This is a genomic window from Micromonospora sp. CA-240977 (assembly GCF_050942285.1).
Lineage (GTDB): Bacteria > Actinomycetota > Actinomycetes > Mycobacteriales > Micromonosporaceae > Micromonospora.
In genome coordinates, this window is the sequence record NZ_CP192055.1 from 1,931,839 (window position 1) to 1,955,200 (window position 23,362).

Below are 23,362 nucleotides of genomic sequence, written 5' to 3' on the forward strand. Positions count from 1 at the left end.
GTGGGGGAGTTGCTGACCGTCGGGCACGGCACGGCCGACCGGGTGCGGCTGGGAGAGTTGCTGACCGGCGCCGGGGTGACCATGCTCGTGGACGTGCGACGGTACCCGGCCAGCCGCACCAACCCGGACGTCCACCGCGAGGAGCTTGAACGGTGGTTGCCCGAGTGCGGGATCGACTACCGCTGGGAGCCGGACCTGGGCGGACGCCGGCACGTCCGGGCCGGCGACCCCGAGCCGGACACCTGGTGGAAGGTCCCCGCGTTCCGGGCGTACGCCGCGTACTCCCGCAGGCCGGAGTTCGACGTGGCGCTGACCGAGGTGCTCACCGACGCGGCCCGGCGGACCACGGCCGTGATGTGCAGCGAGAGCCTCTGGTGGCGCTGCCACCGCCGGCTGATCGCCGACGTCGTGACCCTCGGTCGGGGAACGCCGGTGGCGCACCTCATGCCGGAGGGGCGGCTCAGCCCCCACCAGCCATCCGAGGGTGCCCGCCGGCTCCCCGACGGGCACCTGTGCTGGGACGGCTGAGTCACTCCACCAGGTCGTCGGCGAGCAGATCCATCAGAAGGCCGTCGTGCCAGCGCCCGTCCTCGCCGCGCTCGTAGCGGCGCAGCACGCCCACCGGGCGGAAACCGACCTTCGCGTACGCGCGGATCGCGGCGCTGTTCGCCGCGGCCGGGTCGATGGTGAAGCGGTGGTGGCCGTACTCGTCGATCAGGTGCCGGGTGAGGGCGCGGATCGCGTCCACGCCGAGCCCCGCGCCGCGCACCGCCGGGTCGAGGAAGACGTCCAGGCTGGCGTGCCGGTAGTCCGGGTCCGATTCGGCGTGCCACTGGATCGCACCGACCACCCGGCCGTCGTGCTCGATGGCGTACACGTGCAGGTCGTCGTCGCCGAGGTCGGCGCGGACGGAATCGGCGAGGTCGTCACCGCCGCGCCACCACCGGCGTACCTCCGGGGCGGCCCGGATCGCCGCGAGGGCCGGCACGTCCGCGACCGTCGCCGGTCGCAGGGTCACCGCCCGCCCGCGCAGCACCGGCTCAGCCCCGGATCTCGCCGTGCTCGACGCAGACCGCCGACCAGCCGACCGGCAGCACCTGCACCTTCATCCGGCGGCGGCACCGCTGGCAGAACCGGGGCGGCTCCAACTGGCGGGCCGAGGCGCAGCCCGGGTGGGCGGCGGCCGTCGCCGGCTCACCGCACCTGTCACACCACACCTCGGTCGTCGTCATTGTCGTCACAGCGTGGCAGAAAGCGCCTTGACCGGCATCTTCAATTCGTCGAGCAGGTCCAGGTCGGCTGTCGCCGGCCGACCCAGCGTGGTCAGGTAGTTGCCGACGATCACCGCGTTGATGCCGCCGAGCAGACCGTCGCGGGTGCCCAGGTCACCGAGGGTGATCTCCCGACCGCCCGCGTACCGGAGGATGGTCCGTGGCATGGCCAGCCGGAACGCGGCGATGGCCCGCAGCGCGTCCTTGCCCTCCACCACCGGGCGGTCACCGAGTGGCGTGCCCGGCCGGGGGTTGAGGAAGTTGAGCGGCACCTCGTGCGGATTCAACTCGGCGAGCTGCGCGGCGAACTCCGCCCGCTGCTCGACGGTCTCGCCGAGGCCGAGAATGCCACCGCAGCACACCTCCATGCCGGAGTCGCGCACCATCCGCAGCGTCTCCCAGCGCTCCTCCCAGGAGTGCGTGGTGACCACGTTGGGGAAGTACGACCGGCAGGTCTCCAGGTTGTGGTTGTACCGGTGCACGCCCATGTCGACAAGGTCGTCGACCTGCTCCTGGGTGAGCATGCCCAGCGACGCGGCGACCTGGATGTCGACCTCCGCCTTGATGGCGGCGACACCCTCGCGCATCTGCTTCATGAGCCGGGCGTCCGGGCCGCGCACCGCGGCCACGATGCAGAACTCGGTCGCGCCCGTCTTCGCGGTCTGCTTCGCGGCCTCGACAAGCGACGGGATGTCCAGCCAGACCGACCGCACGGGGGAGGTGAACAGGCCCGACTGGGAGCAGAAGTGGCAGTCCTCCGGGCAGCCGCCGGTCTTCAGCGACACGATGCCCTCGACCTCGACCTCGGGACCGCACCAGCGCATCCGCACGTCGTGGGCGAGTTGCAGGGCGGCGGGCAGGTGCTCGTCGGGCAGGTTCAGCACCGCGAGGATGCCGGCCTGGTCGAGGCCGACACCGTCACCCAGCACCTGGGTCCGGGCCTGGTCGAGGATCTCTGGCATGGCTCGTACCCTACTAGGCCGGGGTCCAGGCCCCCCGATCAGCCGGAATGGCCTGGCCGCCGGTGACCGCCCAGGTCGAGTGGATCCGTCGGGCTGACGGTGGCGGGTGGTAATTTCGCCCGGCGGGTGTCGGGCTGACCGGCGCGGACGGCGGCGAAGGGGTGACGGTGGCGGACTGGCTGGCGGCGCTCGACCGCCGCGCGCAGTTACGGGCGAAGGCCGGGCTGACCCGGCGGCTGCACCCGCGACCCGCTGGCGACGGGGTGACCGACCTGGCCGGCAACGACTACCTCGGTCTGGCCACCCACCCGGAGGTCACCGCCGCGGCCGTGGCGGCGCTGTCGGCGTACGGGCTGGGGGCCACCGGGTCCCGCCTGGTGCGGGGTTCCACCGACGCCCACCAGGCGCTTGAGGACGAGCTGGCGCAGTGGCTCGGCACCGATCGCGCCCTCGTCTTCTCCTCCGGCTACCTGGCCAACCTCGGTGCGCTGCGGGCGCTCGTCCAACCTCGTACGCTGCTCGTCTCCGACGCCCACAACCACGCGTCCCTGATCGACGGCTGCCGGATCTCCGGGGCGGAGACGGTGGTCACCCCGCACGCCGACGTGGCCGCCGTGGCCGCCGCGCTCGCGGCCGCTCCGGGCCGCCCGGCGGTGGTGGTGACGGAGTCGGTCTTCTCGGTCGACGGTGACCTCGCGCCGCTGGCCCGGCTGCACGCGGTGGCCCGCCGGCACGGTGCGCTCCTGCTCGTCGACGACGCGCACGCGCTCGGCGTGACCGGTCCGGGCGGCGCCGGCGCGGTGGTCGCCGCGGGGCTGGCCGGCGCACCGGACGTGCTGGTGACCGCCACCCTGTCCAAGGCGCTCGGTGGCGCCGGTGGCGTGGTCGCCGGTCCGGCCGAGTTCGTCAGGCATCTGGTGGAGACCGGGCGCACGTTCATCTTCGACACCGCGCTCCCACCGGCGGTCGCCGCCGGGGTGCACGCCGCGCTGCGGCTGGCCCGGGTCGGTGACGACCTGCGCGCGGAGCTGTCCGACCGGGTGCGGCTGGCGGTCGGTCGACTGCGTGCGGCCGGGTTGGCCGTCTCCGCGCCGGACGCGGCGGTCATCTCGGTGACCGCCCCCGGGCCGGAGGCGGCCACCGCCTGGGCCGCCGACTGCCGGGAGCGGGGTGTCGCGGTGGGCTGTTTCCGGCCACCGTCCACCCCGGACAGCCGTTCCCGCCTGCGCCTCACGGTCAGCGCCGGGGTGCCCCGGGCGGATTTCGAGCGGGCCCTGGAGGTCATCGTGGAGTGTGCGCCGCAGTCGCGAGCAGAGGTCGCCCCGTGAGCGCGAGGAGTGAGCCGGGTTTGCGAGCCCCGCAGTCGCGAGCAGAGGTGGCCCAGTGACCGGGTGGGAAGGGCCGGTTCTGGTTACCGGGACCGACACCGAGGTCGGCAAGACGGTGGCGACCGCGGCGATCGCCGCCGCGGCGCAGGCCGCCGGGCTGCGGGTGGCGGTGATCAAACCGGGCCAGACGGGTACGGCCGGCGGTGAGCCGGGCGACGTGGACGCAGTGAACCGGCTGGCCGCGCCACTGACGGGCCGCACGCTGGCCAGTTACCCCGACCCGCTCGCCCCGTTGGCCGCCGCCCGGGTCGCCGACCTGCCGCCGTTGGAGTTGTACGAGGCGGTGGACGCGATCCGTGCGGAGGCGGACAAACACGACCTGGTGTTGATCGAGGGCGCGGGTGGGTTGCTGGTTCCGATGGGGTTGCGTCCGTCGGGGGAGCCGTGGACGGTGGCCGACCTGGCGGTGTCGCTCGGCGCGCCCGCCGTGGTGGTCGCCCGCGCCGGGTTGGGCACGCTCAACCACACCGCGCTGACCCTGGAGGCGCTCGACCGGCGGGCGGTGCCGGCCGGCGTGGTCATCGGGGCCTGGCCCAGCCGGCCGGAGTTGGTGCACTGGACCAACCTCACCGATCTGGTGCCGAATCTGCTCGGCGCGCTGCCCGACGGCGCCGGCGCGATGGATCCGGGCGTGTTCCGGCGCTCCGCGCCGGGCTGGCTGACTCCGGCCCTGCACGGCGTGCTCGACGACTGGCGGGTGTGGGCCGAGGAGAGCGGCTGAACACCTGACTTTCGTCGGTGTCCGCGCAGGTCGGGCGTGGGTAGCCTGGCCGCCGTGCGGATCCTCGACTCCTCGCCGCCCGGTCCGTTGGATCGGCGGCGTCGCCTGCTGCTGGACGCGCTGCTCTGGGCGGTCGTCGCGGCCCCGGTCGGCTATGCCGGGGTCAGCCCGCCCTACCCGCGGTACGCGGTGCCCCTGCTGGTCGGCAAGCTGCTGCTGCTCGGCGTGGCCGTGGCGGTGGGTCGGCGCACACCGCTTGTCGCCCTCGTGCTGGCGGTGTCCGGGTCGGTCGTCGACGGCAACTTCGTCTTCGCGATCCCCGTCTTCAGCTACCTCGCGGGGCGGCGTACCGCTTCCGCCGGCCCGGCCGCCGGGGTGTTCGTGCTGATCGCGGCCGGCGGCACGGCGCTCAACCTGGGTCTGCTCGGCACCGGCGCGGCCACCTGGTTCCTGCTGGCCTCGGTGCTGCTCTTCGCCGCGGTGTTCCCCTGGTTGGTAGGCCGGTACCGGCGTCAGCAGCAGGAGTTGACCGATGCCGGTCGTCGCCACGTCGAGGCGCTGACCCGCGAGAAGCACGGCGCCGCCGAGCGGATCCGGCTGCGGGAACGGGCCCGGATCGCCGGGGAGATGCACGACTCGCTGGGTCACGATCTCAGCCTGATCGCGTTGCGCGCCGCCGCCCTGGAGGTGGCCGCCGACCTCGACGAGCGGCACCGGGCCGCGGCGGGGGAGTTGCGGGTCAGCGTCGCCGCCGCCACCGAGCGACTGCACGAGATCATCGGGGTGCTCCGCGAGGACGGGGGCGCGTCGGTGCGTCCGAGTGGGGAGACGCTCGCCGACCTTGTCGAGAATGCCCGGGAGGCCGGGATGGCGGTACGGCTGGACGCCGCCCCGTCGGTCGCGGAGCTGCCGGCGATGACCGGCCACGCGGCCCACCGGGTGGTCCGGGAGGCGCTGACAAACGCCGCCCGGTACGCGCCGGGCGCCCCTGTCGACGTGCGCCTCACCCACGACGGTGAACGGGTCGAGGTGCGCGTGGTCAACGGCGCCCCGCCGGCTGAGCCGCTGCCCGCGCCGCCGTCGCAGGGAAGCGGGTTGCTCGCCCTCGCCGAGCGGGTCCGCCTCGCCGGTGGGACGCTCGACGCCGGACCCCGCGCCGGCGGCGGGTTCGCCGTGGTGGCGGCGTTGCCGGCCGGCGCGCCGCCGGTGGAGGCGATCGGGCCGATGGGCCGGGCAGCACGATCCGGTGCCGGCGCGCCCGGTCCGGTGGAGCGACCGGTGGACGCGGAGCGGCGGCTGCACGACGCCCGCCGGCGGTCCGGCGCAGTCTGTGGGTGGCGCTCCTGGCGCCGGCCGGCTTCGCCCTGGTGCTCTCGTTCGTCTACTACCCGGTGGCGACCGCCGGGACGGTGCTGGACCGGGCCACCTTCGAACAGATGCGCGTCGGCACGGCCAGGTCGGAGCTGGACGGTCTGCCCCGGCGGCACCTGGAACGCCCCGCGGGGGCGGACCGGGCCGGCTGCGAGTACTACACCGACGGCAACTTCCCGCTGGCCCAACCGACCTGGCAACTCTGCTTCACCGATGGCCGGTTGGCCAGCAAGGAGTCGATCGCGTAGTGGACACCGACAGGGCCGGCGTAGGGCCGGTGCGGGTGGTGCTTGCCGACGACGAGGCAATGGTCCGGGCCGGCGTCCGGGCCATCCTCGCCGCCGATCCGGGGATCGAGGTGGTCGCCGAGGCCGCTGACGGGCGCGCCGCTGTGGAGTTGGTCCGTGCGCACCGACCTCGGGTCGCGCTGTTGGACATCCGGATGCCGCGGCTGGACGGGTTGGCCGCCGCCGCCGAGATCCGCCGGGTGGTGCCGGAGACCGCGACGATCATGCTGACCACGTTCGGCGAGGACGACCACGTGGCCCGCGCGCTCGGGCACGGCGCCAACGGGTTCCTGCTCAAGGCCGGTGACCCGCGTGAGCTGATCGCCGGTGTGCACGCCGTCGCCGAGGGCGGCGCGTACCTGTCGCCGACCGTGGCCCGTCGGGTGATCGAGCTGGGTGCCGGGCGGTTGGCCCGCCGGCCCGCCGCGCGGGACCGTACGGCCGGGTTGACCGAGCGGGAACGGGAGGTGCTGGCCCTGGTCGGGGCGGGGCTGTCCAACGCCGAGATCGCCCGCCGGCTGCACCTGGTGGAGGGCACCGTGAAGAGTTACCTGACAAGCATCTTCACCCGGCTGGACGTGCGTAACCGGGTGCAGGCGGCGATCCTCGCGTACGAGGCGGGGCTTGTCGACGGCTGAGCGGGGACCGTGACGACCCCCGCTCAGCCGGTGCGACCTACGCGTCGCGGCGGCGCAGCGCGGCCCGGCCCAGCAGCAGCGCGGCAGCGGCCCATCCGGCGAGCAGGAGCAGCCCGACCAGGCTCGGGTACGGCTCGGTGTCGCCGGCCATGAAGTGCCCGCCGGCCACGCCGGGGAACCCGTCGGCGATCCGGTTCAGCAGGTCGATGTCCGGTTCCTGGAGGGACAGCGGCACGATCATCAGGGTGGCGAAGAGGACGACGATGGTGAGCACCGCGCTGCGCAACGCGGCGCCGAGGCCCAGCGCGAGCACGCCGACCAGCGCCAGGTAGGCCGCCACCGCCACGATGTCGCCGATGGTGCCGGCGGCCGGCGCGCTGCCCCACTCGCCGAGGACCGGCCGGGCGACGAGGGCGCCGACGCCGCCGAGCAGCAACCCGAGGGCGAAGGTGACAGTGCCGGTGACCACGGCCTTGGCCAGCAGCACCCGACCGCGCGACGGCGTGCACTGCAAGGTGGTCCGGATGGTGCCGCTCGTGAACTCGGCGGTGATCGCGAGCAGGCCCAACGCCAGCACCGCGTACTGGGTCAACTCGACCGAGTCGACAAGCACGCTGCCGACGGTGACGATCCCCCGGTCGTCGGCCGGGTCGTCGTTGGTGTTGGCGTTGGCGGCGTAGATGGCGAGCTGGCCGGCGCTCGCGGCCATCACCAGCAGCCCGGCCAGCGCCGTCCACCAGGTGCTGCGCACCGAGAACAGCTTGGTCCACTCGGCGGCCAGCGCTCCCCGGAAGGCGGCCGGCGCACCGGCGGCCGGCGCGGTGGCGGAACGGGTGCCCACCTCGGTCCGCGTGCTCATCGCTGCCCACCCTCGGTCGGACCGCCGGCGTACTCGACGCTGTCGGCGGTCAGCTCCATGAACGCCTGCTCCAGCGACGCGCCGTGCGGGCTCAGCTCGTGCAGTCGTACCCCCAGCTCGTGCGCCGCGTCACCGACCCGCTCCGCGGTGGCGCCGGTGACGGTCAGCCCGTCGCGGTCGGCCGCCGTCACGCTCGCGCCGGCGGCCGTGAGGCGCGCGGCCAGGGCGGCCAGCCCGTCCGGGTGCGGGCTGCGCACCCGGACGGCGACCGTACTGCTGGCGATCACGTCGCCGATCGGCGCGTCGACGATCAGCCGGCCTCTGCCGATCACCACGAGTTGGTCGGCGGTGAGCTGCATCTCGCTCATCAGGTGGCTGGAGACGAAGATGGTCTTCCCCTGGTCGGCCAGCGAGCGCATGAGCTGCCGGACCCAGCGCACACCGTCCGGGTCGAGGCCGTTCACCGGCTCGTCGAACATCAGCACCGGCGGGTCGCCGAGCAGCGCGCCGGCGATGCCGAGCCGCTGGCCCATGCCGAGGGAGAGGGTCCGACCCGGTTTGCCGGCGGCCCGGCCGTCCAACCCGACGGTGTCCAGCACCTCGTCGACCCGGCGGTCGGGGATGCCGTTGCTGCGGGCCATGGCCAGCAGGTGCGCCCGGCCGGAGCGGGTCGGGTGGATGGCTCGGGCGTCGAGCAGCGCGCCCACCTCGTGCAGCGGCCGGCGCAGTTCCCGGTACGCGCGCCCGCCGATCAGGGCCTGTCCGGCGGTGGGGCGGTCCAGCCCGAGGATCATCCGCATGGTGGTGGACTTGCCGGCACCGTTGGGGCCGAGAAAGCCGGTGACCCGGCCGGGCGCGACGTCGACGGTCAACGCGTCGACCGCGACGGTCGCCCCGAACCGTTTCGTCAACCCACGTAAAGTGATCATGCGCTGACGGTAGGCGCGCGGCCCGTTGTCGCACCGCGCCCGAACGGCACCACCCGACCCTTACTTTCGTCAGGTCGTCGGCGAACGGTCAGCGCACGTAGTCCTCCAGCAGCGCCGGCGTGAGCCCGGCTCGGTGGATCGCCTTGAGCGCGGCGAGCAGGTCGTCCATCAGCGCCGGCCGGAAGTGCATGAGCAGCACGTCGCCGGGGTGCACCACCTTCTCCGGGGTCTGGTAGCGCACCTTCCCCTCGTGCACGGTCTCGGTCCAGTGGAAGACCGCCTTCGCGCCGCAGTCGTACGCCGCCGTCAACGTGGTGCTGTCATGCTCGCCGAACGGTGGCCGGAACAGGGTCGGTCGCTTGCCGTACAACGCTTGCAGCTTGTCCGCCGCCCCGCAGATCTCGTGCTTCTGGCGGTCGTACGACCGGCCGGCCAGCGAGGTGTGCGTGATTGTGTGGTTCTCGACGACCCCGCCCGCCACCATGATCTGCCGGAAGTAGTCGGTGTGCTCCTCCGCCGCCGGTGAGTTGAGGAACATCGTCACCGGGATGTGCGCCCGCCAGACGAAGTCGGCCACCTCGGGCGGGCGGGCCAGCCCACCGTCGTCGATGGTGATGAAGGCGACCTTCTGGTCGGTCGGCAGGCGGTGCCAGAACTGGGCCGGGCCGGTCGCGGGCAGCGGCACCGGTTGCGGTGGCGGCGCCTCGGGGAAGGTCGGCACCTGGGACACGTACCAGTCCAGGCTTCCCGGTGTGGGCTTCGCCGTCGGGGACGGCGAGGCCGACGGCGCGGCAGGTGCGGCGGACAGGGCCGGCTGGCCCACGGTGATCTGCCGGGCGTGCACCGTGCCGCCGGCTGTGCAGGCACTCAGCACCAGCAGGGCCAGAACTGGTACGACGGCGAGGATCCGACGAGCGGGGGTCGCTGACACGCCCGGAAACCTACCGAAGCGAGATCAGGATCCGGTCAGGCCGGTTCCCCCGCCGAGCGGCGGACGACGAAGGCGTCCGGCATCCGGAAGGTGAGATTGTCCGGGCACCAGGGCGGGCGGACCACCGTCACCCCGTCCAGCAGCGGTGCGGCCTCGGCAACCACCACGGCCGCCTCCATCCGGGCCAGCACGTCACCGACACAGCGGTGGGCGCCCGCCCCGAACGCCAGGTGGCGGCGGGACCCACGCTGGCCCGGCCGGAACTCGTCGGGCGCCTCGACGACCGCCGGGTCACGGCCGGCGCGGCCCAGCCAGAGCACGAGGCTGCTGCCCGCCGGCACCGCCGTACCGCCCAGCGTGCGGTCCGTCGTCGCCACCCGCCGCCAGGTGACGATCGGCGGCTCCAGTCGCAGCCCCTCCTCCACGACGTCGGCCACCGCGACCTCGCCGGCGCGCAGGCCGGCCCGCACCGCGGGCTCCCCGGCCAGCCGGTGCAGCAGCAGGGTGAGGAACTGCGAGGTGGTCTCCTGCCCGGCGACCAACAGGAAGAAGAGCGCGCCGACCACCACGTCCGGCGAGTGCCCGGCCGCGCGCAGTTCGCCGGCCAACCCGCCGCCGGTGGCCGCGAAGTCCCGCAGTACGCGGTGGAACCGGCCCACCTCGGCGGCGAGCGCCAGCTGCCGGTCGGCGTCCAGCGGCGCCCAGAACAGCTCCAGCGCGGCGCGGGCGAACTCCTTGACCGCGCCGACGGGCGCGTCCGGCAGCTCGACCAGCCGGGCCAGCACCAGCAGCGGCAGGTCGGCGGCGAGGTCCGCGTACAGGTCGACGGGCGCCCCTCCGTCGAGCCGGGCCCCGAGCCGGGCGACCCGGTCCCGGACCAGCGCGGTGAGCCAGGGCCGCTGCGCGGCGACCCGCTCGGGGTGCAACGCCGCCGCGACGATCGCCCGGATCTGGGGATGGCTGGCGCCCGAGTTGTTCGCCAGGGTCGGCGGCAGCCGGAACCGGTGCCCGGCGAGCACCCGCAGCGCGGTCACCGGCATCGGTGTCACAGCGTCCAGCGCGTTGTCCGGCCGGTAGCCGACCGGGTCGGCCAGGACCTGACGGACCAGCGCGTGCCGGGTGACGACCAGGTGGCGTACGCCGACGTGGTCGCTCACCTCGGCGACGTCCGGCCAGGGTGCCTGGACCGCGGACCCCCAGCTGGAGAAGAGCACGTCGACACGCTAGCGGGCGGCTCCCGGCAGGCCGGCGCGCAACTGCCAGACGGTGGTGCGCTTCACCCGGACGCTCTCCAGCGCCTCCGGCACCGGCACGTCGTACGCGGCCAACTCGTCGAAGCGGTCGCGGGGCAGGAACGCCCGGCCGGGGTCACCGACAAGCGCCGGCGCCCCGGCCCGGGCGGCGCGCAGCAGGAAGCGCAGCACCCGCCGGGCCATCGCGTCGCTGTAGAAGACGTCACCGGCGAGCACCACCTCGGCGTCCCCCGCGTCGGAGTCGAGGATGTCGCCGAACTCGGCGTCGACGCGTACCCCGTTGGCCTCGGCGTTCAGCGCGACGGCCGCCACCGCCAGCTCGTCCACCTCGACGGCGCGCACCGCTGCCGCCCCGGCGCGGGCGGCGGCGATGGCCACCAGACCGGAGCCGGAGGCGAGGTCGAGCACCCGGCGGCCGGCGACCAGCTCCGGGTGGTCGGTCACGTAGCGGGCGAGGGCCTGTCCGCCGGCCCAGGCGAACGCCCAGAACGGCGGCGGCCGGTCGGTGGAGAACTCGCCCTCGGTCAGCTCCCACAGCCCGATCGGCTCGTCGGCCTGGTGCAGTCGCACCTCGGGGACGAAGGGGACCGGGGCCAGCCGGGCGTGCAGCCGGACGAACGTGCTGGAGAGCTCGGACACCTGGCGATTCTCGCGCACCGGCAAACCGCGGCGGCGGATGGAGGGGGAAGCGCCCGTACGGGTCAGCGGTTCACCACTCTCGGTGAAATCACCGGTTGTCCTTGGCGTCCGATGCGAAGACACCCCTCTGTCCGGCCCGCCCGTTTCCTCCTAGCGTTTTCCGGGAGCGACGAGAAGAGGCGGGGTGGTGGTGATCGTGTGGCGGTACGCGCTGCGGGTCGGGGCGTTGGTTGCCGGCGTGACGGGGGCGGTGCTGACCCTGGCCGCGCCGGCGCAGGCGGCCTTCGCCACCGAGATGAGCGGCCTGCCGGCCCGGTTCACCGCCGGCGATCAGGTGCGGACGATCTCCGCTGTGGTGTCCCAGACGGATCGGCGCGGCGGATGCGTGAAGGTGCGTTGGTCGATGGTGCTCAGCGTGCGGGGCATCCGGCTCGACCAGGTGAAGATGGATCGGGTGGAGGAGACCGGGGACTTTCCCGTGGAGATCCGGACCGAGGGTGACGTGGCCCGGCTGACCGACCGGCAGTTCGACCCGGGCACGCTCTGTCCGGGCCGTACGGTCACGGCACGCTACCGGGTGGCCTTCGCCGAGGACGTCGCAGAGGGGCGGGTCACCCTCGCCGCCGAGGCGTACGACGCCAACGCGCGTCTGCTGGCCCGGCAGACGGCCACCCGCTCGGTGCGGGGCGCGGGCGCCACCCCGACCGGTACGCCGAAGCCGAGCGCCACCCCGGCGCCACCCAGCGACCCGGCGAGCGTTCCGGTCGAGGAGGACACGTCGGCGGCGGAGCCGGTGGGGGACTACCCGGCCGACGCCGCCCCACCGGCCGGCCGCCCGGTCTCGCAGGCCGGTGGGTTCGGCGTGGTGCAGGCCGCGTTCCTGCTCGGCGGGCTGCTGCTCTTCCTCGGAATGGGGTTGCTGCTGCGGCTGCGCCACCTGACCCGGACCCCGGCCGACGAGGCCGAGGACCCGCCGGTGGACCGGCGCTGGGAGCGGCCGATGTCGGCCGACCGGTGGCGACCGGCCCGCCGCTGATCGGGGGACGTGGGGGCCGGCGGGTGGTCCGCCGGCCCCCACGGCGTCACTTCGAGAACGCCTGGAACTCGGCGATCCTGACCTGCGTCCGGGCCGGGCTGGCGGTTGCGCAGTCCGTCGTCGTGGCCGGGTCGTCGTCCTGCTCGCCCGCGTACCGTGGGCCGCCGGTGCACTGGCTGGCCAGCACCTCCAGGCGCAGGTGGGTGGCGAGGGTGGTGGGCACCGCGAACGTCCGCAGGTTGATGTCCCGGCTGTACGACCGGTACGCCCCGCCGGGGAACGCGTCGCCCGCGCTCGTGTAGATCCGCTGCCAGCGCGCCGGGTCCGCGCAGTCGGTGGTCGTCGCGTCGCAGGCGGACACCGCGAACGAGCGCAGCGCGCTGAGCGCGTTCTGACTGCCGGTGTCGGCGTCGCCGGCGATCGCCGGGCGCAGCATCGCGCTGACGTTCACCCGCTTGACCGACTGCGGGGCGTCCCCGGGCAACGCCACGGTGAGCTGCCGGCCGGCCACCCCGTCCAGGGAGGCCCAGTTCGTCGCCTCGGTGTCGTCGGCGATCCGGTCCAGGTTGACCCCGTCGCCGGTGATCGTCGCCCCGGAGGCGGTGGACGCCAGGTTGCGGCTCATCCGCAGGTCCACATATCCGTCCTGGTCGGCCTTGGCGACCACGGTGAGCCGCTGGTGCCCGAAGCCGGGGGCCACGGCGAGCAGGTCGTACGTGCCGGCCACCAGCTCCACGGTGTCCGGGATCGACGTCGCCGGGTCGGTGTCCGCGATCGGCGTGGCCCGCGCCTCGTACGCCCCGACGTACACCCGGATCGGCGCGTCGGCGCTGTCGCCGCGCGGGCGCAGGGTGAGTGTCGCGTTGCCGCCGCGCGGCGAGGCGAAGCTCGGCGTCGGGTCGGTGTCGCCGGCGCCGTTGGTGGCGGCGTCGCGGCCCATCCCGGAGCGGGCGAACTCCGCCCAGATCAGGTCCTGGTTGGCGCCGCCGAAGCGGAGCAGGTCGGCGGTGAGCATGTTGTCCCGCATGTCGAGCATGCTGACCTGGCTGGCGGCCTGGAGCAGGAACGAGTCGAAGACCAACTGCGACCAGCGCCGGTTACCGGGGCACTGGTCGGCGGCGACCTTGCCCTGCGCGCAGTCGAGCTGCCGCTGCGCGGTGCCGAGGCCGTACCGCTTGACCAGTGCGGCGCGGACCCGGAAGTTGGTGGCGCCCCAGATCTCCCCGTCGGCGTGCACGGCGGGACCGCCGGTGTTGTAGCCGATGTCGGAGTAGTTGAGCGGGCTGCGGCTGAGGTCGTAGTTGCGGATGCCGCTGACCAGGTTGCCGGTGACGTAGCCGCCGGTGACGAAGGGAGTCTCGCCGGGCGCGCGCAGCCCGTTCTGGAAGAGGTACTCGGCGGCGAGCAGGTCGCCCCACGACTCGCCCATCGCTCCGCCCTGGTGGCCGCCGATCCCGCTGTCCGGGCCGGCGATCATCCGGTTGGTGATCGCGTGGGTGTACTCGTGGCCGATCACCGTCATGTCGTAGTCGCCGTCCACACACGGCGGGTACGGGCCACCGGCCTGTGGCTGCCACAGGTACATGTTGGTGGTCGGCGGCAGCCCGTCGCGCCCGGTGCCCTGGTTGGCGTTGTTCCGGTTGCCGGTGAGCGCGCCCTGCTGGGCGCGGCCCTGCTCGGCGTCGCCGCCCAGCCCGTCCGGGGTGAGGTTGACCGCCTGGAGGTTCCACGCGGACTCGGTGAAGCCCAGCCGGTACGACCAGTCGTGCATCCGGTTGTGCATGGCGAAGAGGTTGGCGATCGACGCGTCGGCGTCGTTGCGCTGGGCGGAGGTGAACACCTCCGGGTTGCACTTAGCCTGGTGCCACTGGTCGGTGAAGGGGTACTCGTAGCGGCGGTCCGGGCTGGTGGTGGCCGGGACGATCGGGGTGCCGGCGCCCCAGGAGAGCACGGTGTTCGCCGAGTTGCCGCGCGAGGTGAGGGTGGGTGCGCCGGTGGCCGCGTCGATGTCCCAGGGTTGGCCGGTGGCCGGGTCGCGGAAGGCGGCCTGGCAGCCGGGTGCGGGGTCGCCGCACCAGCGCACCCGGGGGTCCTGCCCGGGGCCGAGGTCGCGGGGCGGGGTGGCGGGGAAGACCGCCCAGCTCGGGTTGTCGGAGTCGTAGTCGACGAGGTCCTCGCGGACCAGCACCTGCCCGGTGCCGCCGTCCACGTAGCTGGTGAACGCGGCCGGGTGCTCGGTGTCCGCGCCGATCATGGTGACCTCGTAGGCGGCCCGTGGCCCGTCCAGCGGGGTGGGTACGGCCACCTGCCGGATGGTGTGGCTGGCCACCGCGCCGGCGGTCAGCCCGGCGTCGGCGAGGGCCGCGGCGTACGCCTGCTCGGCGGTGCGGGTGGCCGGTGCGGGAGTGCCGGTGTCGCGGGCCAGCGAGGAGTTGACCGAGAGCACCGTTCCCCCGGTGACGGCGAGGGTGACGAGGCCGTCCGGGCCGGCGGGCAGGTCACCGAAGCGTTGCCGGAGGGTGACCACGGCGCCGCTGCCGATCGGCCGGACCAGCACCCGTTCCATGCTGGCCACCGCGGCGGCGTCCAGGCCGAACAGGTCGCGGTTGGCGGTCAGGTAGGCGCGGGCGGCGGCCTCCGGGTCGGCGGGCAGCCCGGTGGCGAGCGGGGCACGGCCGGGCCCGAGCGCCTGCGGGGTGCCGAGTCGGTTCCACCGGACGTCGGGGTCGGCGGCGCGGGCCAGGCCGCGCTGGCGGGCGGCGGGTGCCGCCGTACCGACGCGGTTGTCGGCGTCGGCGGGCTCGTGCCCCTCGCTGAACGGTCCGGACCGGCGCTCGGCGGACGCCGCGCTGCCGGTGGGGGCCGCGGTGCTCACGCCGGTGGGGAGCAACGCGGCGACCGTGGCCGTCGTCGCCAGGACGGCGATGAGCCGGCGTCGACGCCGGCTCATCGGGGATGACCATTCGGGTAGTGGCACGGGACCTCCTCGTGGGAGCGAAATGGCCGGCGGTCGCCGGCCGTCGATGCGCGGTGACGCATGTGCGTCTGTGAATATCAGTCGGGGGTGGCGGCGGCAAGGTCCGGGCCGCCCGACGCGCCAATTGATCGAAATAAGTCGACTTTACAAAATCTGCTCTCTTGTAAAACTCCGGGACGGCTGCCACAGTCGGTGCAGGGACGCGAGACCGGAGGTTGGTCATGGCCGTCGATGTCGATCCGACCGTCGAGCCCGCCCGGTGGCGAGACCCCCGCCGGGCGCTCTGGCCGCTGGCGCTCCTGGTGCCGGCGCTGCCCTTCGTCGGCTTCGCGGTCTGGCGGGCCGGCGGCGGCGCCTGGGGCTGGTGGCTCACCCCGGCCGTCGTGTTCGGCCTGATCCCGGTGATCGACCTGCTGCTCGGCGACGACCGGCAGAACCCACCCGAGGAGGCGGTGCCCCGGCTGTCCGCCGACGGCTACTACCGCTGGCTCACCTACCTCTACCTGCCGGCCCAGTACGCGGCAGTGGTGCTCTGCGCCGCGGTGTGGACACGCGACGCGCTCTCGGTGCTGGATGCCGCCGGCCTGGTCGCCACTGTCGGCGTGGTCAACGGCATCGCCATCAACACCGCCCACGAGCTGGGCCACAAGCGGGAGCGGGTGGAGCGCTGGCTGTCCAAGGTGGCCCTGGCGCCGACCGGGTACGGGCACTTCTTCGTCGAGCACAACCGCGGCCACCACGTGCGGGTCGCCACCCGGGAGGATCCGGCCAGCTCCCGGTTGGGGGAAAGCTTCTGGGCGTTCTGGCCGCGTACCGTCTTCGGCAGCCTGCGCTCGGCCTGGCGGTTGGAGGCCGGCCGGTTCCGGATCCGCGGCCGGTCACCCTGGACCCACCGCAACGACGTGCTCAACGCCTGGGCCCTGACAGTGCTGCTGTACGCGGCGCTGACGGTGGCCTTCGGCCCCGGGGTGCTGCCGTTCCTGGTCCTCCAGGCGGTGGTCGGCTTCTCCCTGCTGGAGGTGGTCAACTACCTGGAGCACTACGGGCTGGCCCGGCAGCGCACCGCCGCCGGCCGCTACGAGAAGGTCGACCCCCGGCACAGCTGGAACAGCGACCGCGTGGTCACCAACGTCTTCCTCTTCCAGCTCCAGCGGCACAGCGACCACCACGCCAACCCGCTGCGCCGCTACCAGACCCTGCGCACCTTCGACACGTCACCGCGGCTGCCGGCCGGCTACGCGACGATGGTGGTCGTTGCGCTGGTGCCACCGCTGTGGCGGCGGGTGATGGACCGTCGGGTGCTCGCCCACTACGGCGGCGACCGGGCGCGCGCCAACGTGCACCGCCGGCGGTGACACCGGGGGTGGTCGGTCGTCTGGCCGGGTCAGTCGTCAGGTGTCCAGTCGGGGTCGCGGCCGAAGGCGGCCAGCAGGTGGTCCTGCTCGTCGGCGTCGTCGGGCACCCGCACCCCGGTCCGGACCAGGTTGTTGCGGCGGTAGTCGTCGATCTGGCCGGCGAACCACCGGGCGGCCACGTGCACCGCGTCCGGGTCGAGCCGAGGCTGCGCGCCGATCGCCACCGCGACGTCCCAACCGTGCACGAGATGCTCGGCGAGGAGCTGCTTGAGGTATTCCGTGGCCGGGGTCTCGCCGGCGGAGAGGTGCACGACGCGGTCCAGCGTGCCCGGATGGGTGGCGGCGATCTCGGCCTGCGCGGCCGCCTCCCGCGCCCCCGCGATCGGGTCGTCGCCGAGCTGGTCGCCGTCGAGTCGGTCGCCGACCTCGTCGATGGTCCGACCGGCGAGCAGCGGGACGCTCCACCGGTCCTCACTCACCACATGGTTGACGAGCGTGCGCACGTCCCAGTCGGAGCAGGGTGTCGGGTCGGACCACTGGCCGGGCTCGACCTGGTCCACCCGGTCGACGAATTCGGCCAGGCTCCGGCGGTACGCCTCCAGTAGATCCATGCTGCCGATTGTTCCGGTCGACGGCGCGGGCCGAGCCGTTTTGGCCGGCCCGGTGGGGGCGATCGCGCCGGCTGCCCGGCTCAGTCCAGGGCGGTGGGGTCCAGGCCGAGCTCCCGGGCGGTGACCAGCCGGACCCACTCGCCGAACTGCCGACGGGAGATCACCCGGTCGTGCACGGCGAGTTGGACGGCGAGGCCGTCCATCACCGCGCTGATCCGCCAGGCGGCCCCGTCCGGGTCGGCGCACTGGAAGGTGCCGTCGGCCACCCCGGCGGAGATCACCGCGGCCAGGTCCTGCCGCCAGCGCAGGTCGAGCCGGCGGGACACCTTCTCCAGCTCCGGGGTGCGCAGCGACTCGGACCAGCCGTCGATCCACATGGACCAGGAGGTCGCCCGTCCGGCCGGCGTGTAGAGCTTGAGGATCCGGCGGAGCTTGGTCAGCGGGGGGGCCGAGGAGCGGGTCACCGCGTCCAGTCGGGCCAGATCCTGCTCGACCGCGTACGCGAAGGCCTGCGCGAGCAAGCGCTCCTTCGTGGCGAAGTGGTAGAACACCAGTGCCTGACTCACGCCGGCGGCCTGTGCCACGTCGGCCGTCCGGGTGTTGGCCAGACCGCGCTCCACGATCACGTCACAGGCGGTGCGCAGCAGGGCATCCAGGCGGATCTCGGCCGCACGTCTCGTCACGACCGTTACCGTAGCCCATCCGAGTGAACACGAGCAGTTACCACTGCGGCCGGATCCGCGCTGCGACAGTCGGAAGCCGGACACTTCCTCGGAGTGCCGTCAGTCGTTCCTATGAGAGCGTTCACCGAGGTCCGCCGCGAGTGGGTGGCGCACGAAGTGCCTGGTGGTCGGCGTTCGACGCAGTGATGTCCATCATCGCCTCATGGGCCCCGAGCGTGACGGTCGGTGGCCGCCAGCAGCACCAGACCAGCCCCCTAGGAAGCTCGCCGGTGGTGGTCCCGATCCCGCCCGAGATCGATGGGACGCGCCGAGGTGACCCCGAGTTGGCAGTCTTTCACCGGCTCGGCTAAAGTTCTCATCCGTCACCCGGGAACGTCCGGGGGCGTGCGGACGTAGCGCAGCTGGTAGCGCATCACCTTGCCAAGGTGAGGGTCGCGGGTTCGAATCCCGTCGTCCGCTCGGAGCTGCCGCCACGCATGACGGGGGCAACCTCGGTGGGGTGGCCGAGAGGCGAGGCAACGGCCTGCAAAGCCGTGTACGCGGGTTCAAATCCCGTCCCCACCTCGGCAACAAGCACGGGCGATTGGCGCAGTGGGAGCGCGCTTCCTTGACACGGAAGAGGTCACTGGTTCAAACCCAGTATCGCCCACCAGCAGATCAGCGGCTCGTTACCGGATACCCGGTAACGAGCCGCTCGTGTTTTCCCCGGCGGTCGGCCCCCGGATGGGTTCACGTCACGCTGAGCCGATAGCCGATCCCGCGTACGGTGTGCACCCGCACCGTGGCGCCGGCGAGGCGCAGCTTGTGGCGTAACCGTTTCACTGCCGAGTGCAGGACCGACGTGTCGCCCAGGTAGGCGCACCCCCAGACCGACTCGAAGAGCCGCTCGTAGGTGCAGACTCCGGCCGTCGCGGTGGCGAGGTGCGTGAGCAGGCTCCGTTCGAGGCGGGTCAGGGCCAGCGGTTGTCCGCGCCAGGTCACCAGATGGTCGAGCGGATCGATCAGGAGGTCCCCGAGGCTGATCCGATCGCCCGCGTCGGCGCTGACGGCGGCCGGCTCCCTGGCGCCGGCCGGGCCGGGGGCGGTGGGAACTGGGCCGGGGGCGGCGGCAGTGGGGCTGAGGAGCGGGGCCGGGGCGCCGAGCGCGGGCGGGCCGATCATCGCCTGCAACTCGGCCAGGTCGGCGCAGATCACCAGGGTGCCGAGGCCGTCCAGGCGTCGGACCATCCGCTCGCGCACCGACACGTCGGCGGTTACGCAGAACACGAGGGACACGTCGTCCGTCACCGTTCCCCCTCCCCAGGCGCCACAGGAAAGACAACGCTGTCTGACTCCCGTAGTCAATGGTTTTGACGGGTGGCGATGGCCTCGGGCGTCGCTGTCAGAACGTCAACACGCGGAACTCACCCACCGGCCGGAACCCGAGGCGGCGGTAGACCGGCTCGCCGATGGGCGACGAGGTGAGGGCGGCGGCGCGGGCGCCGTGTTCCCCGGCGAGGTCGAGCGCCGCCCTGGTCAGGGCCGCGCCGATGCCCCGGCGGCGGTGCTCGGGCTGCGTACCCACGAAGTAGAGGGTGACCAGTCCGTGGCTGAGCCAGGCGACGGCCGTTCCGACGACCCGGCCGTCGTCGAGGCGGCCGGCCAGTCTGAGCACCGTGCCGTCCCCGGTGAACGCCTTCTCCCGTTCGATCGTCGCGGCCACCCCCTCGGCCGAAATTCCGGACACCCGGGCGTAGGCAGCGACGAACGCGTCCAGGTCGGTGGTCTCGGCGATCCGCAGGCCGGCCGGTGTCGCGACCTCGGCTGCCGCACCGATCGCCATGGTCATGATCGGTAGGCGGGCCATCTCGGCCGCGCCGAGGGAGAGCAGACCCTCGGCGGTCCCGGCGTCGCTGTCCGGCCCGACCCACCAGACCCGGGGTACGCCGTGCAGGCGCTGCCGGGCCTCGACGAGCGCGTCCCGCGGCGTGCGGCCGGCGACGCGCAGCACGCCGTTGAGGGTCGCGTGCGGCACCTCGCTGCGGTAGGTCGGAAGGTCCGGTCCTCCGGTGACCCCGATGTTCCAACCGAGCAGGTACGCCCGGTGCGCGGCCAGCACCGTCTCGAGAGACTCCATGATCCGGATGTTAGCGCGCCTACTTGACGCCCTCACCTGGAGAAACAGGGGAATTCGAGGACTGTGACAGGCAGTACTTTGTCGATCGTTCCAGATAGCGGGTAGCGTTCGCGGCATGGCACGAACCCGGGAGTTCGACTTCGACGCCGCGGTCGCCGCCGCCATGGACGTGTTCCGGAGGAAGGGTTACGAGGGCACCTCCATGCGCGACCTCTCCGAGGCGACCGGCCTGGGCAGCGGCTCGATCTACGCCGCCTTCGGCAGCAAGGACGGGCTCTACCTGGCGGTGCTCGACCTGTACCGGCAGCGTTACGCCGCACCGATGGTCGATCTGCTGCGCTCCGGCAACGACGCGCGGGCGGTCATCCGCGAGGTGTTCATCGGCGCTGTGGACGACATCACCGGCGACGGCCGGCACCTCGCCTGTCTGATCGTCGGGGCGTCGATGGAACGGGCCCACCAGGACCTGCGGGTCGCCGAGCGGCTCCGCTCCACCACCCGGTCCCTGGAGTTGGCGCTCTACGACCTGCTCGCCGAGGCGCAGCTGCGGGGTCAGATCACGTCCGACCGCAGTGCCAGCGACCTGGCCGGGTTCCTGGTGACCAGCCTCCAGGGTCTGCGCGTGATGGGCGCCATCAGCCCGGACCGGGCGGCGCTGACGCGGTACGCCGAGGTCGCGCTCACCTGCCTGGACTGACCGCCCTGTCCGCGCGCCGCGACGCCTACCCGGTCGCGGAGAGCAGGGCCTCGGCGAGGTCGGTGCGGGCGCTGAGCAGCGTCCGGCCCCGCCGGTGGGTCACCACCAGGCCGGCCGCGCGGAGAGCGCTGAGGTGTTGGGAGACTCCGGCGGGCGACATCTCGCTACGCCGGGCCAGTTCGGTGGTGCTGACCGGCGAGGTCAGCTCGGTGAGCAGCCGGGCCCGTCCGCGACCGAGCACGGCGGCCAGCGCCTGCGGGACCCCGTTCGGGCGCTCCCAGAGGGTGCCGAGCCCGCGGGCGGGATAGGCGAGCTGCGGCGCGTCCCCGGCCGACACGCTCGCCACCGACGGCCAGACGAAGACGGACGGGACCAGCACCAGGCCCGGGCCGTCCGGGACGTCCGGCGCCAGGCAGTGCCGCTGCGCGATGAGCAGTGTGTCGTCCTCCCAGCGGACCTGCCGGTGCAGGTCGTTGAGCAGCACCCCGGCGCCGTCCTCGGCGAGGATGCGGGCGCGGGCGGTGACGTCCGCGTCGAGCAGCAGTCGCAGCCGTGGCCAGTGCGGAGCCAGTGCGATCCGCCAGTACGCCTCGATCTCCTCGGCCAGCCGGCGCAGCCCGACCGGGGGGTCGGCGTACAGGGCGGTGAGCGCCGGCGTGCGTTCGCCCGGGTACAGGTCCAGGTGCGCGCGGACGGTGTCGGCCGGGGTGGCGCGCAGCGCGGCGAGCTCGGCGGTCAGGTCCGGACTGAGGCCAGCCGGCGGCGGGGTGAGGAAGTCGGCCAGGTAGCCGGGCCGGGCCGGCACCAACTGCCAGAGCAGCCCGCCGTCCGGGTCGACCAACCCCGCCTCGGCCAGCGGTGGACGGACCCGGCGCACCCAGGGCAGGTGGACGGCGTGGTCCCCGGGGTCGCGCAGCACCCGGACGCTCGCGACGACCTCCCACAGGGAGGAGACGGCGAACCGGATGCGGGCGACCGCACCCGCCGACATGCTGATGGCGACCACGAACACCCCCGGTGGATTCAGCTGGGACTGAAACATTACTGCGGTGACCGGGACCGGCCGAGACTTGCCGGGTGAGCGAACAACACACCCGAGCCGAACTCTTCCGATCCCTGCACACCCCAGGATCGCCGCTGGTCCTGGTCAACGCCTGGGACGCCGCGAGCGCCCGCATCGTGGCCACCGCCGGCGCCCGCGCGGTGGCCACCACCAGCGCCGGCGTCGCCTGGAGCCTGGGCGTGTCCGACGGTGACGTCCTGGGCCGCGACGCGGCCGTCGACCTGGTCGGCCGGGTCACCGCCGCGGTGTCGCTGCCGGTCACCGCGGACATCGAATCCGGGTACGGGGCGACACCGGCGGAGGTCGGCGCGACCATCCGCGCGGTGCTCGACGCCGGTGCCGTCGGCGTGAACATCGAGGACGCCCGACGGGAGGGTGGCTCGCCGTTGCGGGACGTGCCCGACCAGTGCGCCCGGATCGGCGCGGCGCGGGGCGCGGCCGACGCGGCGGGGCTGCCGCTCTTCGTCAACGCCCGGATCGACACGTTTCTCAGCGGCGCCGGGGGCGTCGAGGAGACGGTGGCGCGGGCCACCGCCTATCTCGCGGCCGGCGCGGACGGCATCTTCGTGCCCGGGGTGGTCGATCCGGTGACCGTCCGCGCGCTGGTGCAGGCGGTGCCCGCGCCGCTGAACGTGCTCGCCGGGCCGGGTGCGCCGTCGGTGGGGGAGTTGGCCGGCCTGGGGGTGGCCCGGGTGAGCCTCGGCTCGGCGGTCGCGGAGGCCGCGTACACGGTGGCCCGCCGGGCGGCGGACGAGGCGCTGGGCGTGGGCACCTACGGCGCGTTGGCGGATGCCCTCGACTACGGCACGCTCAACGCGCTGATGCGCTGAGCGGTGCGCTCGTGGGCGTTCCTCCCGCGCCGCCCTCGGCCGGGTGCGACGGACCGGCCGTCCTCGTCGAGGCGGCCGGTCCGTCATCGCCCGACCCGCCGGCGATTGGCAGTGGACGGGTCACATCGGCGGGGCGATGTCGCGCCGCTCCTCGACCTGGCGGTACTCCACCGGCTGCTCGGTGGTCGTGACCACCTGGCGACGCCGGCCCCAGATCAGCGTGGTCATGATCAGGCCGAGCACGCCGGCTCCCATCAGGATCCAGCCGACCACGTCGAGGTTGATGCCGCCGACGCTCGCGTCCAGCGCGAAAGTGAGGATCGCGCCGAGCGCGATCAGGAAGATGCTGGTGCCGATACCCACGACAGCCTCCTTAAGGGGGTGTGGTGCGCTGTCGAGCCCTTCAGTACCCCGGTGGCGACCAGCGCAACCGCTCACCGCCCAGGGTGCCGCGCCAAGCGATCTTGGCATCGGGTAGAGTTCACCTGTCACCGACGCGAGTCGGGGACGTGCGGACGTAGCGCAGCTGGTAGCGCATCACCTTGCCAAGGTGAGGGTCGCGGGTTCGAATCCCGTCGTCCGCTCGCGATCTGCCCCATCGGGGCCTGGCTGCCGGTTTCGGCAGTCGCCACGGGCGATTGGCGCAGTGGGAGCGCGCTTCCTTGACACGGAAGAGGTCACTGGTTCAAACCCAGTATCGCCCACCATCTATACAAGCGGATCAGTTGGCCCGTTACCGGATGTC

At 73.5% G+C, this 23,362-nt stretch carries 24 protein-coding genes and 5 tRNA genes; 14 read left to right on the forward strand and 15 right to left on the reverse strand.

The window, feature by feature from the left end; all coding sequences use genetic code 11:
* Nucleotides 1–528, forward strand: a complete 528-nt coding sequence (locus ACQPWW_RS09005) for a DUF488 domain-containing protein (protein ID WP_433130975.1) — start codon at nucleotides 1–3, stop codon at nucleotides 526–528.
* Between the two features lies 1 nt (nucleotide 529).
* Here ACQPWW_RS09005 and ACQPWW_RS09010 read toward each other — a convergent pair whose 3' ends face one another.
* Genes ACQPWW_RS09010 through bioB form a run of 3 tightly spaced genes read right to left on the reverse strand, consistent with a single transcriptional unit; the run spans nucleotide 530 to nucleotide 2,233 of the window.
* The gene (locus ACQPWW_RS09010; protein ID WP_433130977.1) at nucleotides 530–1,036 is read right to left on the reverse strand and encodes a GNAT family N-acetyltransferase; all 507 of its coding nucleotides are present in this window, start codon (nucleotides 1,034–1,036) and stop codon (nucleotides 530–532) included.
* A 4-nt stretch (nucleotides 1,037–1,040) separates the two neighbouring features.
* A complete protein-coding gene (locus ACQPWW_RS09015) occupies nucleotides 1,041–1,277 on the reverse strand; it encodes a hypothetical protein (protein WP_433134230.1) in 237 nt (78 codons plus the stop codon).
* Nucleotides 1,238–2,233, reverse strand: coding sequence for a biotin synthase BioB (bioB, locus tag ACQPWW_RS09020; protein WP_425772794.1), 996 nt, complete (start codon nucleotides 2,231–2,233; stop codon nucleotides 1,238–1,240). The genes ACQPWW_RS09015 and bioB overlap by 40 nt, the downstream gene beginning before the upstream one ends.
* 167 nt (nucleotides 2,234–2,400) lie before the next feature.
* On the opposite strand from bioB, the gene ACQPWW_RS09025 reads away from it, so the two are divergent.
* Genes ACQPWW_RS09025 through ACQPWW_RS09040 form a run of 4 tightly spaced genes read left to right on the forward strand, consistent with a single transcriptional unit; the run spans nucleotide 2,401 to nucleotide 6,638 of the window.
* Nucleotides 2,401–3,561, forward strand: coding sequence for an 8-amino-7-oxononanoate synthase (locus tag ACQPWW_RS09025; protein ID WP_433130979.1), 1,161 nt, complete (start codon nucleotides 2,401–2,403; stop codon nucleotides 3,559–3,561).
* A 55-nt stretch (nucleotides 3,562–3,616) separates the two neighbouring features.
* Nucleotides 3,617–4,342: a dethiobiotin synthase gene (bioD, locus tag ACQPWW_RS09030; RefSeq protein ID WP_433130981.1), complete on the forward strand. Its 726-nt coding sequence runs from the start codon at nucleotides 3,617–3,619 to the stop codon at nucleotides 4,340–4,342.
* Between the two features lie 54 nt (nucleotides 4,343–4,396).
* Nucleotides 4,397–6,091 carry a histidine kinase gene (locus tag ACQPWW_RS09035; protein ID WP_433130983.1) on the forward strand — a complete coding sequence of 565 codons (1,695 nt, stop codon included), beginning with the start codon at nucleotides 4,397–4,399 and terminating at the stop codon, nucleotides 6,089–6,091.
* The gene (locus ACQPWW_RS09040; RefSeq protein ID WP_433134232.1) at nucleotides 6,021–6,638 is read left to right on the forward strand and encodes a response regulator; all 618 of its coding nucleotides are present in this window, start codon (nucleotides 6,021–6,023) and stop codon (nucleotides 6,636–6,638) included. The genes ACQPWW_RS09035 and ACQPWW_RS09040 overlap by 71 nt, the downstream gene beginning before the upstream one ends.
* A 37-nt stretch (nucleotides 6,639–6,675) precedes the next feature.
* On the opposite strand, the gene ACQPWW_RS09045 is transcribed toward ACQPWW_RS09040, so the two are convergent.
* From ACQPWW_RS09045 to ACQPWW_RS09065, 5 genes are all read right to left on the reverse strand, one after another.
* Nucleotides 6,676–7,497 carry an ABC transporter permease subunit gene (locus tag ACQPWW_RS09045; protein WP_433130985.1) on the reverse strand — a complete coding sequence of 274 codons (822 nt, stop codon included), beginning with the start codon at nucleotides 7,495–7,497 and terminating at the stop codon, nucleotides 6,676–6,678.
* Nucleotides 7,494–8,426, reverse strand: coding sequence for an ATP-binding cassette domain-containing protein (locus ACQPWW_RS09050; protein ID WP_433130988.1), 933 nt, complete (start codon nucleotides 8,424–8,426; stop codon nucleotides 7,494–7,496). Before ACQPWW_RS09050 ends, ACQPWW_RS09045 begins: the two co-directional genes overlap by 4 nt.
* Before the next feature lie 88 nt (nucleotides 8,427–8,514).
* Nucleotides 8,515–9,357 (reverse strand): polysaccharide deacetylase family protein, encoded by an 843-nt coding sequence (locus ACQPWW_RS09055; RefSeq protein ID WP_433130990.1) that lies wholly within the window; start codon nucleotides 9,355–9,357, stop codon nucleotides 8,515–8,517.
* A gap of 35 nt (nucleotides 9,358–9,392) precedes the next feature.
* A complete protein-coding gene (locus tag ACQPWW_RS09060; RefSeq protein WP_433130992.1) occupies nucleotides 9,393–10,571 on the reverse strand; it encodes a cytochrome P450 in 1,179 nt (392 codons plus the stop codon).
* A 9-nt stretch (nucleotides 10,572–10,580) separates the two neighbouring features.
* Entirely contained in the window at nucleotides 10,581–11,249 is a 669-nt protein-coding gene (locus ACQPWW_RS09065; protein WP_355029349.1) for a class I SAM-dependent methyltransferase, read from the reverse strand.
* 184 nt (nucleotides 11,250–11,433) lie between these two features.
* On the opposite strand from ACQPWW_RS09065, the gene ACQPWW_RS09070 reads away from it, so the two are divergent.
* A complete protein-coding gene (locus ACQPWW_RS09070) occupies nucleotides 11,434–12,285 on the forward strand; it encodes a hypothetical protein (RefSeq protein WP_433130995.1) in 852 nt (283 codons plus the stop codon).
* A 46-nt stretch (nucleotides 12,286–12,331) separates the two neighbouring features.
* Here the strand turns inward: ACQPWW_RS09070 and ACQPWW_RS09075 are convergent, their stop codons facing one another.
* Nucleotides 12,332–15,262 (reverse strand): M36 family metallopeptidase, encoded by a 2,931-nt coding sequence (locus tag ACQPWW_RS09075; RefSeq protein ID WP_433130997.1) that lies wholly within the window; start codon nucleotides 15,260–15,262, stop codon nucleotides 12,332–12,334.
* A 221-nt stretch (nucleotides 15,263–15,483) separates the two neighbouring features.
* Between ACQPWW_RS09075 and ACQPWW_RS09080 the strand changes: the two genes are divergently transcribed.
* Nucleotides 15,484–16,617 carry an alkane 1-monooxygenase gene (locus tag ACQPWW_RS09080; protein ID WP_433130999.1) on the forward strand — a complete coding sequence of 378 codons (1,134 nt, stop codon included), beginning with the start codon at nucleotides 15,484–15,486 and terminating at the stop codon, nucleotides 16,615–16,617.
* Nucleotides 16,618–16,646: 29 nt separating this feature from the next.
* On the opposite strand, the gene ACQPWW_RS09085 is transcribed toward ACQPWW_RS09080, so the two are convergent.
* Both ACQPWW_RS09085 and ACQPWW_RS09090 read right to left on the reverse strand, forming a co-directional pair.
* Nucleotides 16,647–17,228 carry a TIGR03086 family metal-binding protein gene (locus ACQPWW_RS09085; RefSeq protein ID WP_433131001.1) on the reverse strand — a complete coding sequence of 194 codons (582 nt, stop codon included), beginning with the start codon at nucleotides 17,226–17,228 and terminating at the stop codon, nucleotides 16,647–16,649.
* Between the two features lie 80 nt (nucleotides 17,229–17,308).
* The gene (locus ACQPWW_RS09090) at nucleotides 17,309–17,911 is read right to left on the reverse strand and encodes a TetR/AcrR family transcriptional regulator (RefSeq protein WP_433131003.1); all 603 of its coding nucleotides are present in this window, start codon (nucleotides 17,909–17,911) and stop codon (nucleotides 17,309–17,311) included.
* A gap of 386 nt (nucleotides 17,912–18,297) precedes the next feature.
* Between ACQPWW_RS09090 and ACQPWW_RS09095 the strand changes: the two genes are divergently transcribed.
* The 3 genes from ACQPWW_RS09095 (at nucleotide 18,298) to ACQPWW_RS09105 (ending at nucleotide 18,563) form a co-directional block, all read left to right on the forward strand.
* Nucleotides 18,298–18,370, forward strand: a tRNA-Gly gene (locus tag ACQPWW_RS09095).
* A 34-nt stretch (nucleotides 18,371–18,404) separates the two neighbouring features.
* Nucleotides 18,405–18,475, forward strand: a tRNA-Cys gene (locus ACQPWW_RS09100).
* 13 nt (nucleotides 18,476–18,488) lie between these two features.
* Nucleotides 18,489–18,563: transfer RNA gene (locus tag ACQPWW_RS09105), tRNA-Val, on the forward strand.
* Nucleotides 18,564–18,640: 77 nt separating this feature from the next.
* Here ACQPWW_RS09105 and ACQPWW_RS09110 read toward each other — a convergent pair.
* Both ACQPWW_RS09110 and ACQPWW_RS09115 read right to left on the reverse strand, forming a co-directional pair.
* A complete protein-coding gene (locus tag ACQPWW_RS09110) occupies nucleotides 18,641–19,156 on the reverse strand; it encodes a winged helix-turn-helix domain-containing protein (protein WP_433134234.1) in 516 nt (171 codons plus the stop codon).
* Between the two features lie 136 nt (nucleotides 19,157–19,292).
* Nucleotides 19,293–20,027 carry a GNAT family N-acetyltransferase gene (locus ACQPWW_RS09115; protein WP_433131005.1) on the reverse strand — a complete coding sequence of 245 codons (735 nt, stop codon included), beginning with the start codon at nucleotides 20,025–20,027 and terminating at the stop codon, nucleotides 19,293–19,295.
* A 115-nt stretch (nucleotides 20,028–20,142) separates the two neighbouring features.
* Between ACQPWW_RS09115 and ACQPWW_RS09120 the strand changes: the two genes are divergently transcribed.
* Nucleotides 20,143–20,724 (forward strand): TetR/AcrR family transcriptional regulator, encoded by a 582-nt coding sequence (locus ACQPWW_RS09120; RefSeq protein ID WP_433131007.1) that lies wholly within the window; start codon nucleotides 20,143–20,145, stop codon nucleotides 20,722–20,724.
* 25 nt (nucleotides 20,725–20,749) lie between these two features.
* Here ACQPWW_RS09120 and ACQPWW_RS09125 read toward each other — a convergent pair whose 3' ends face one another.
* Nucleotides 20,750–21,730 carry a helix-turn-helix domain-containing protein gene (locus tag ACQPWW_RS09125; RefSeq protein WP_433131009.1) on the reverse strand — a complete coding sequence of 327 codons (981 nt, stop codon included), beginning with the start codon at nucleotides 21,728–21,730 and terminating at the stop codon, nucleotides 20,750–20,752.
* Nucleotides 21,731–21,801: 71 nt separating this feature from the next.
* Between ACQPWW_RS09125 and ACQPWW_RS09130 the strand changes: the two genes are divergently transcribed.
* Nucleotides 21,802–22,617: an isocitrate lyase/PEP mutase family protein gene (locus ACQPWW_RS09130; protein ID WP_433131011.1), complete on the forward strand. Its 816-nt coding sequence runs from the start codon at nucleotides 21,802–21,804 to the stop codon at nucleotides 22,615–22,617.
* 120 nt (nucleotides 22,618–22,737) lie between these two features.
* Here ACQPWW_RS09130 and ACQPWW_RS09135 read toward each other — a convergent pair whose 3' ends face one another.
* The gene (locus ACQPWW_RS09135; RefSeq protein ID WP_347663612.1) at nucleotides 22,738–22,980 is read right to left on the reverse strand and encodes a DUF6458 family protein; all 243 of its coding nucleotides are present in this window, start codon (nucleotides 22,978–22,980) and stop codon (nucleotides 22,738–22,740) included.
* A gap of 148 nt (nucleotides 22,981–23,128) precedes the next feature.
* Here ACQPWW_RS09135 and ACQPWW_RS09140 point away from each other — a divergent pair.
* A tRNA-Gly gene (locus tag ACQPWW_RS09140) sits at nucleotides 23,129–23,201 on the forward strand.
* A gap of 48 nt (nucleotides 23,202–23,249) precedes the next feature.
* Nucleotides 23,250–23,324, forward strand: a tRNA-Val gene (locus tag ACQPWW_RS09145).
* Nucleotides 23,325–23,362 lie beyond the last annotated feature (38 nt).

Bases quoted from the DNA above. Each gene is read 5' to 3' on its own strand.
- ACQPWW_RS09040 (WP_433134232.1), top strand. From the start codon at position 6,021: ATGGTCCGGGCCGGCGTCCGGGCCATCCTCGCCGCCGATCCGGGGATC.
- ACQPWW_RS09115 (WP_433131005.1), bottom strand. From the start codon at position 20,027: ATGGAGTCTCTCGAGACGGTGCTGGCCGCGCACCGGGCGTACCTGCTC.
- ACQPWW_RS09045 (WP_433130985.1), bottom strand. From the start codon at position 7,497: ATGAGCACGCGGACCGAGGTGGGCACCCGTTCCGCCACCGCGCCGGCC.
- ACQPWW_RS09050 (WP_433130988.1), bottom strand. From the start codon at position 8,426: ATGATCACTTTACGTGGGTTGACGAAACGGTTCGGGGCGACCGTCGCG.
- ACQPWW_RS09120 (WP_433131007.1), top strand. From the start codon at position 20,143: ATGGCACGAACCCGGGAGTTCGACTTCGACGCCGCGGTCGCCGCCGCC.
- ACQPWW_RS09085 (WP_433131001.1), bottom strand. From the start codon at position 17,228: ATGGATCTACTGGAGGCGTACCGCCGGAGCCTGGCCGAATTCGTCGAC.
- ACQPWW_RS09080 (WP_433130999.1), top strand. From the start codon at position 15,484: ATGGCCGTCGATGTCGATCCGACCGTCGAGCCCGCCCGGTGGCGAGAC.
- bioB (WP_425772794.1), bottom strand. From the start codon at position 2,233: ATGCCAGAGATCCTCGACCAGGCCCGGACCCAGGTGCTGGGTGACGGT.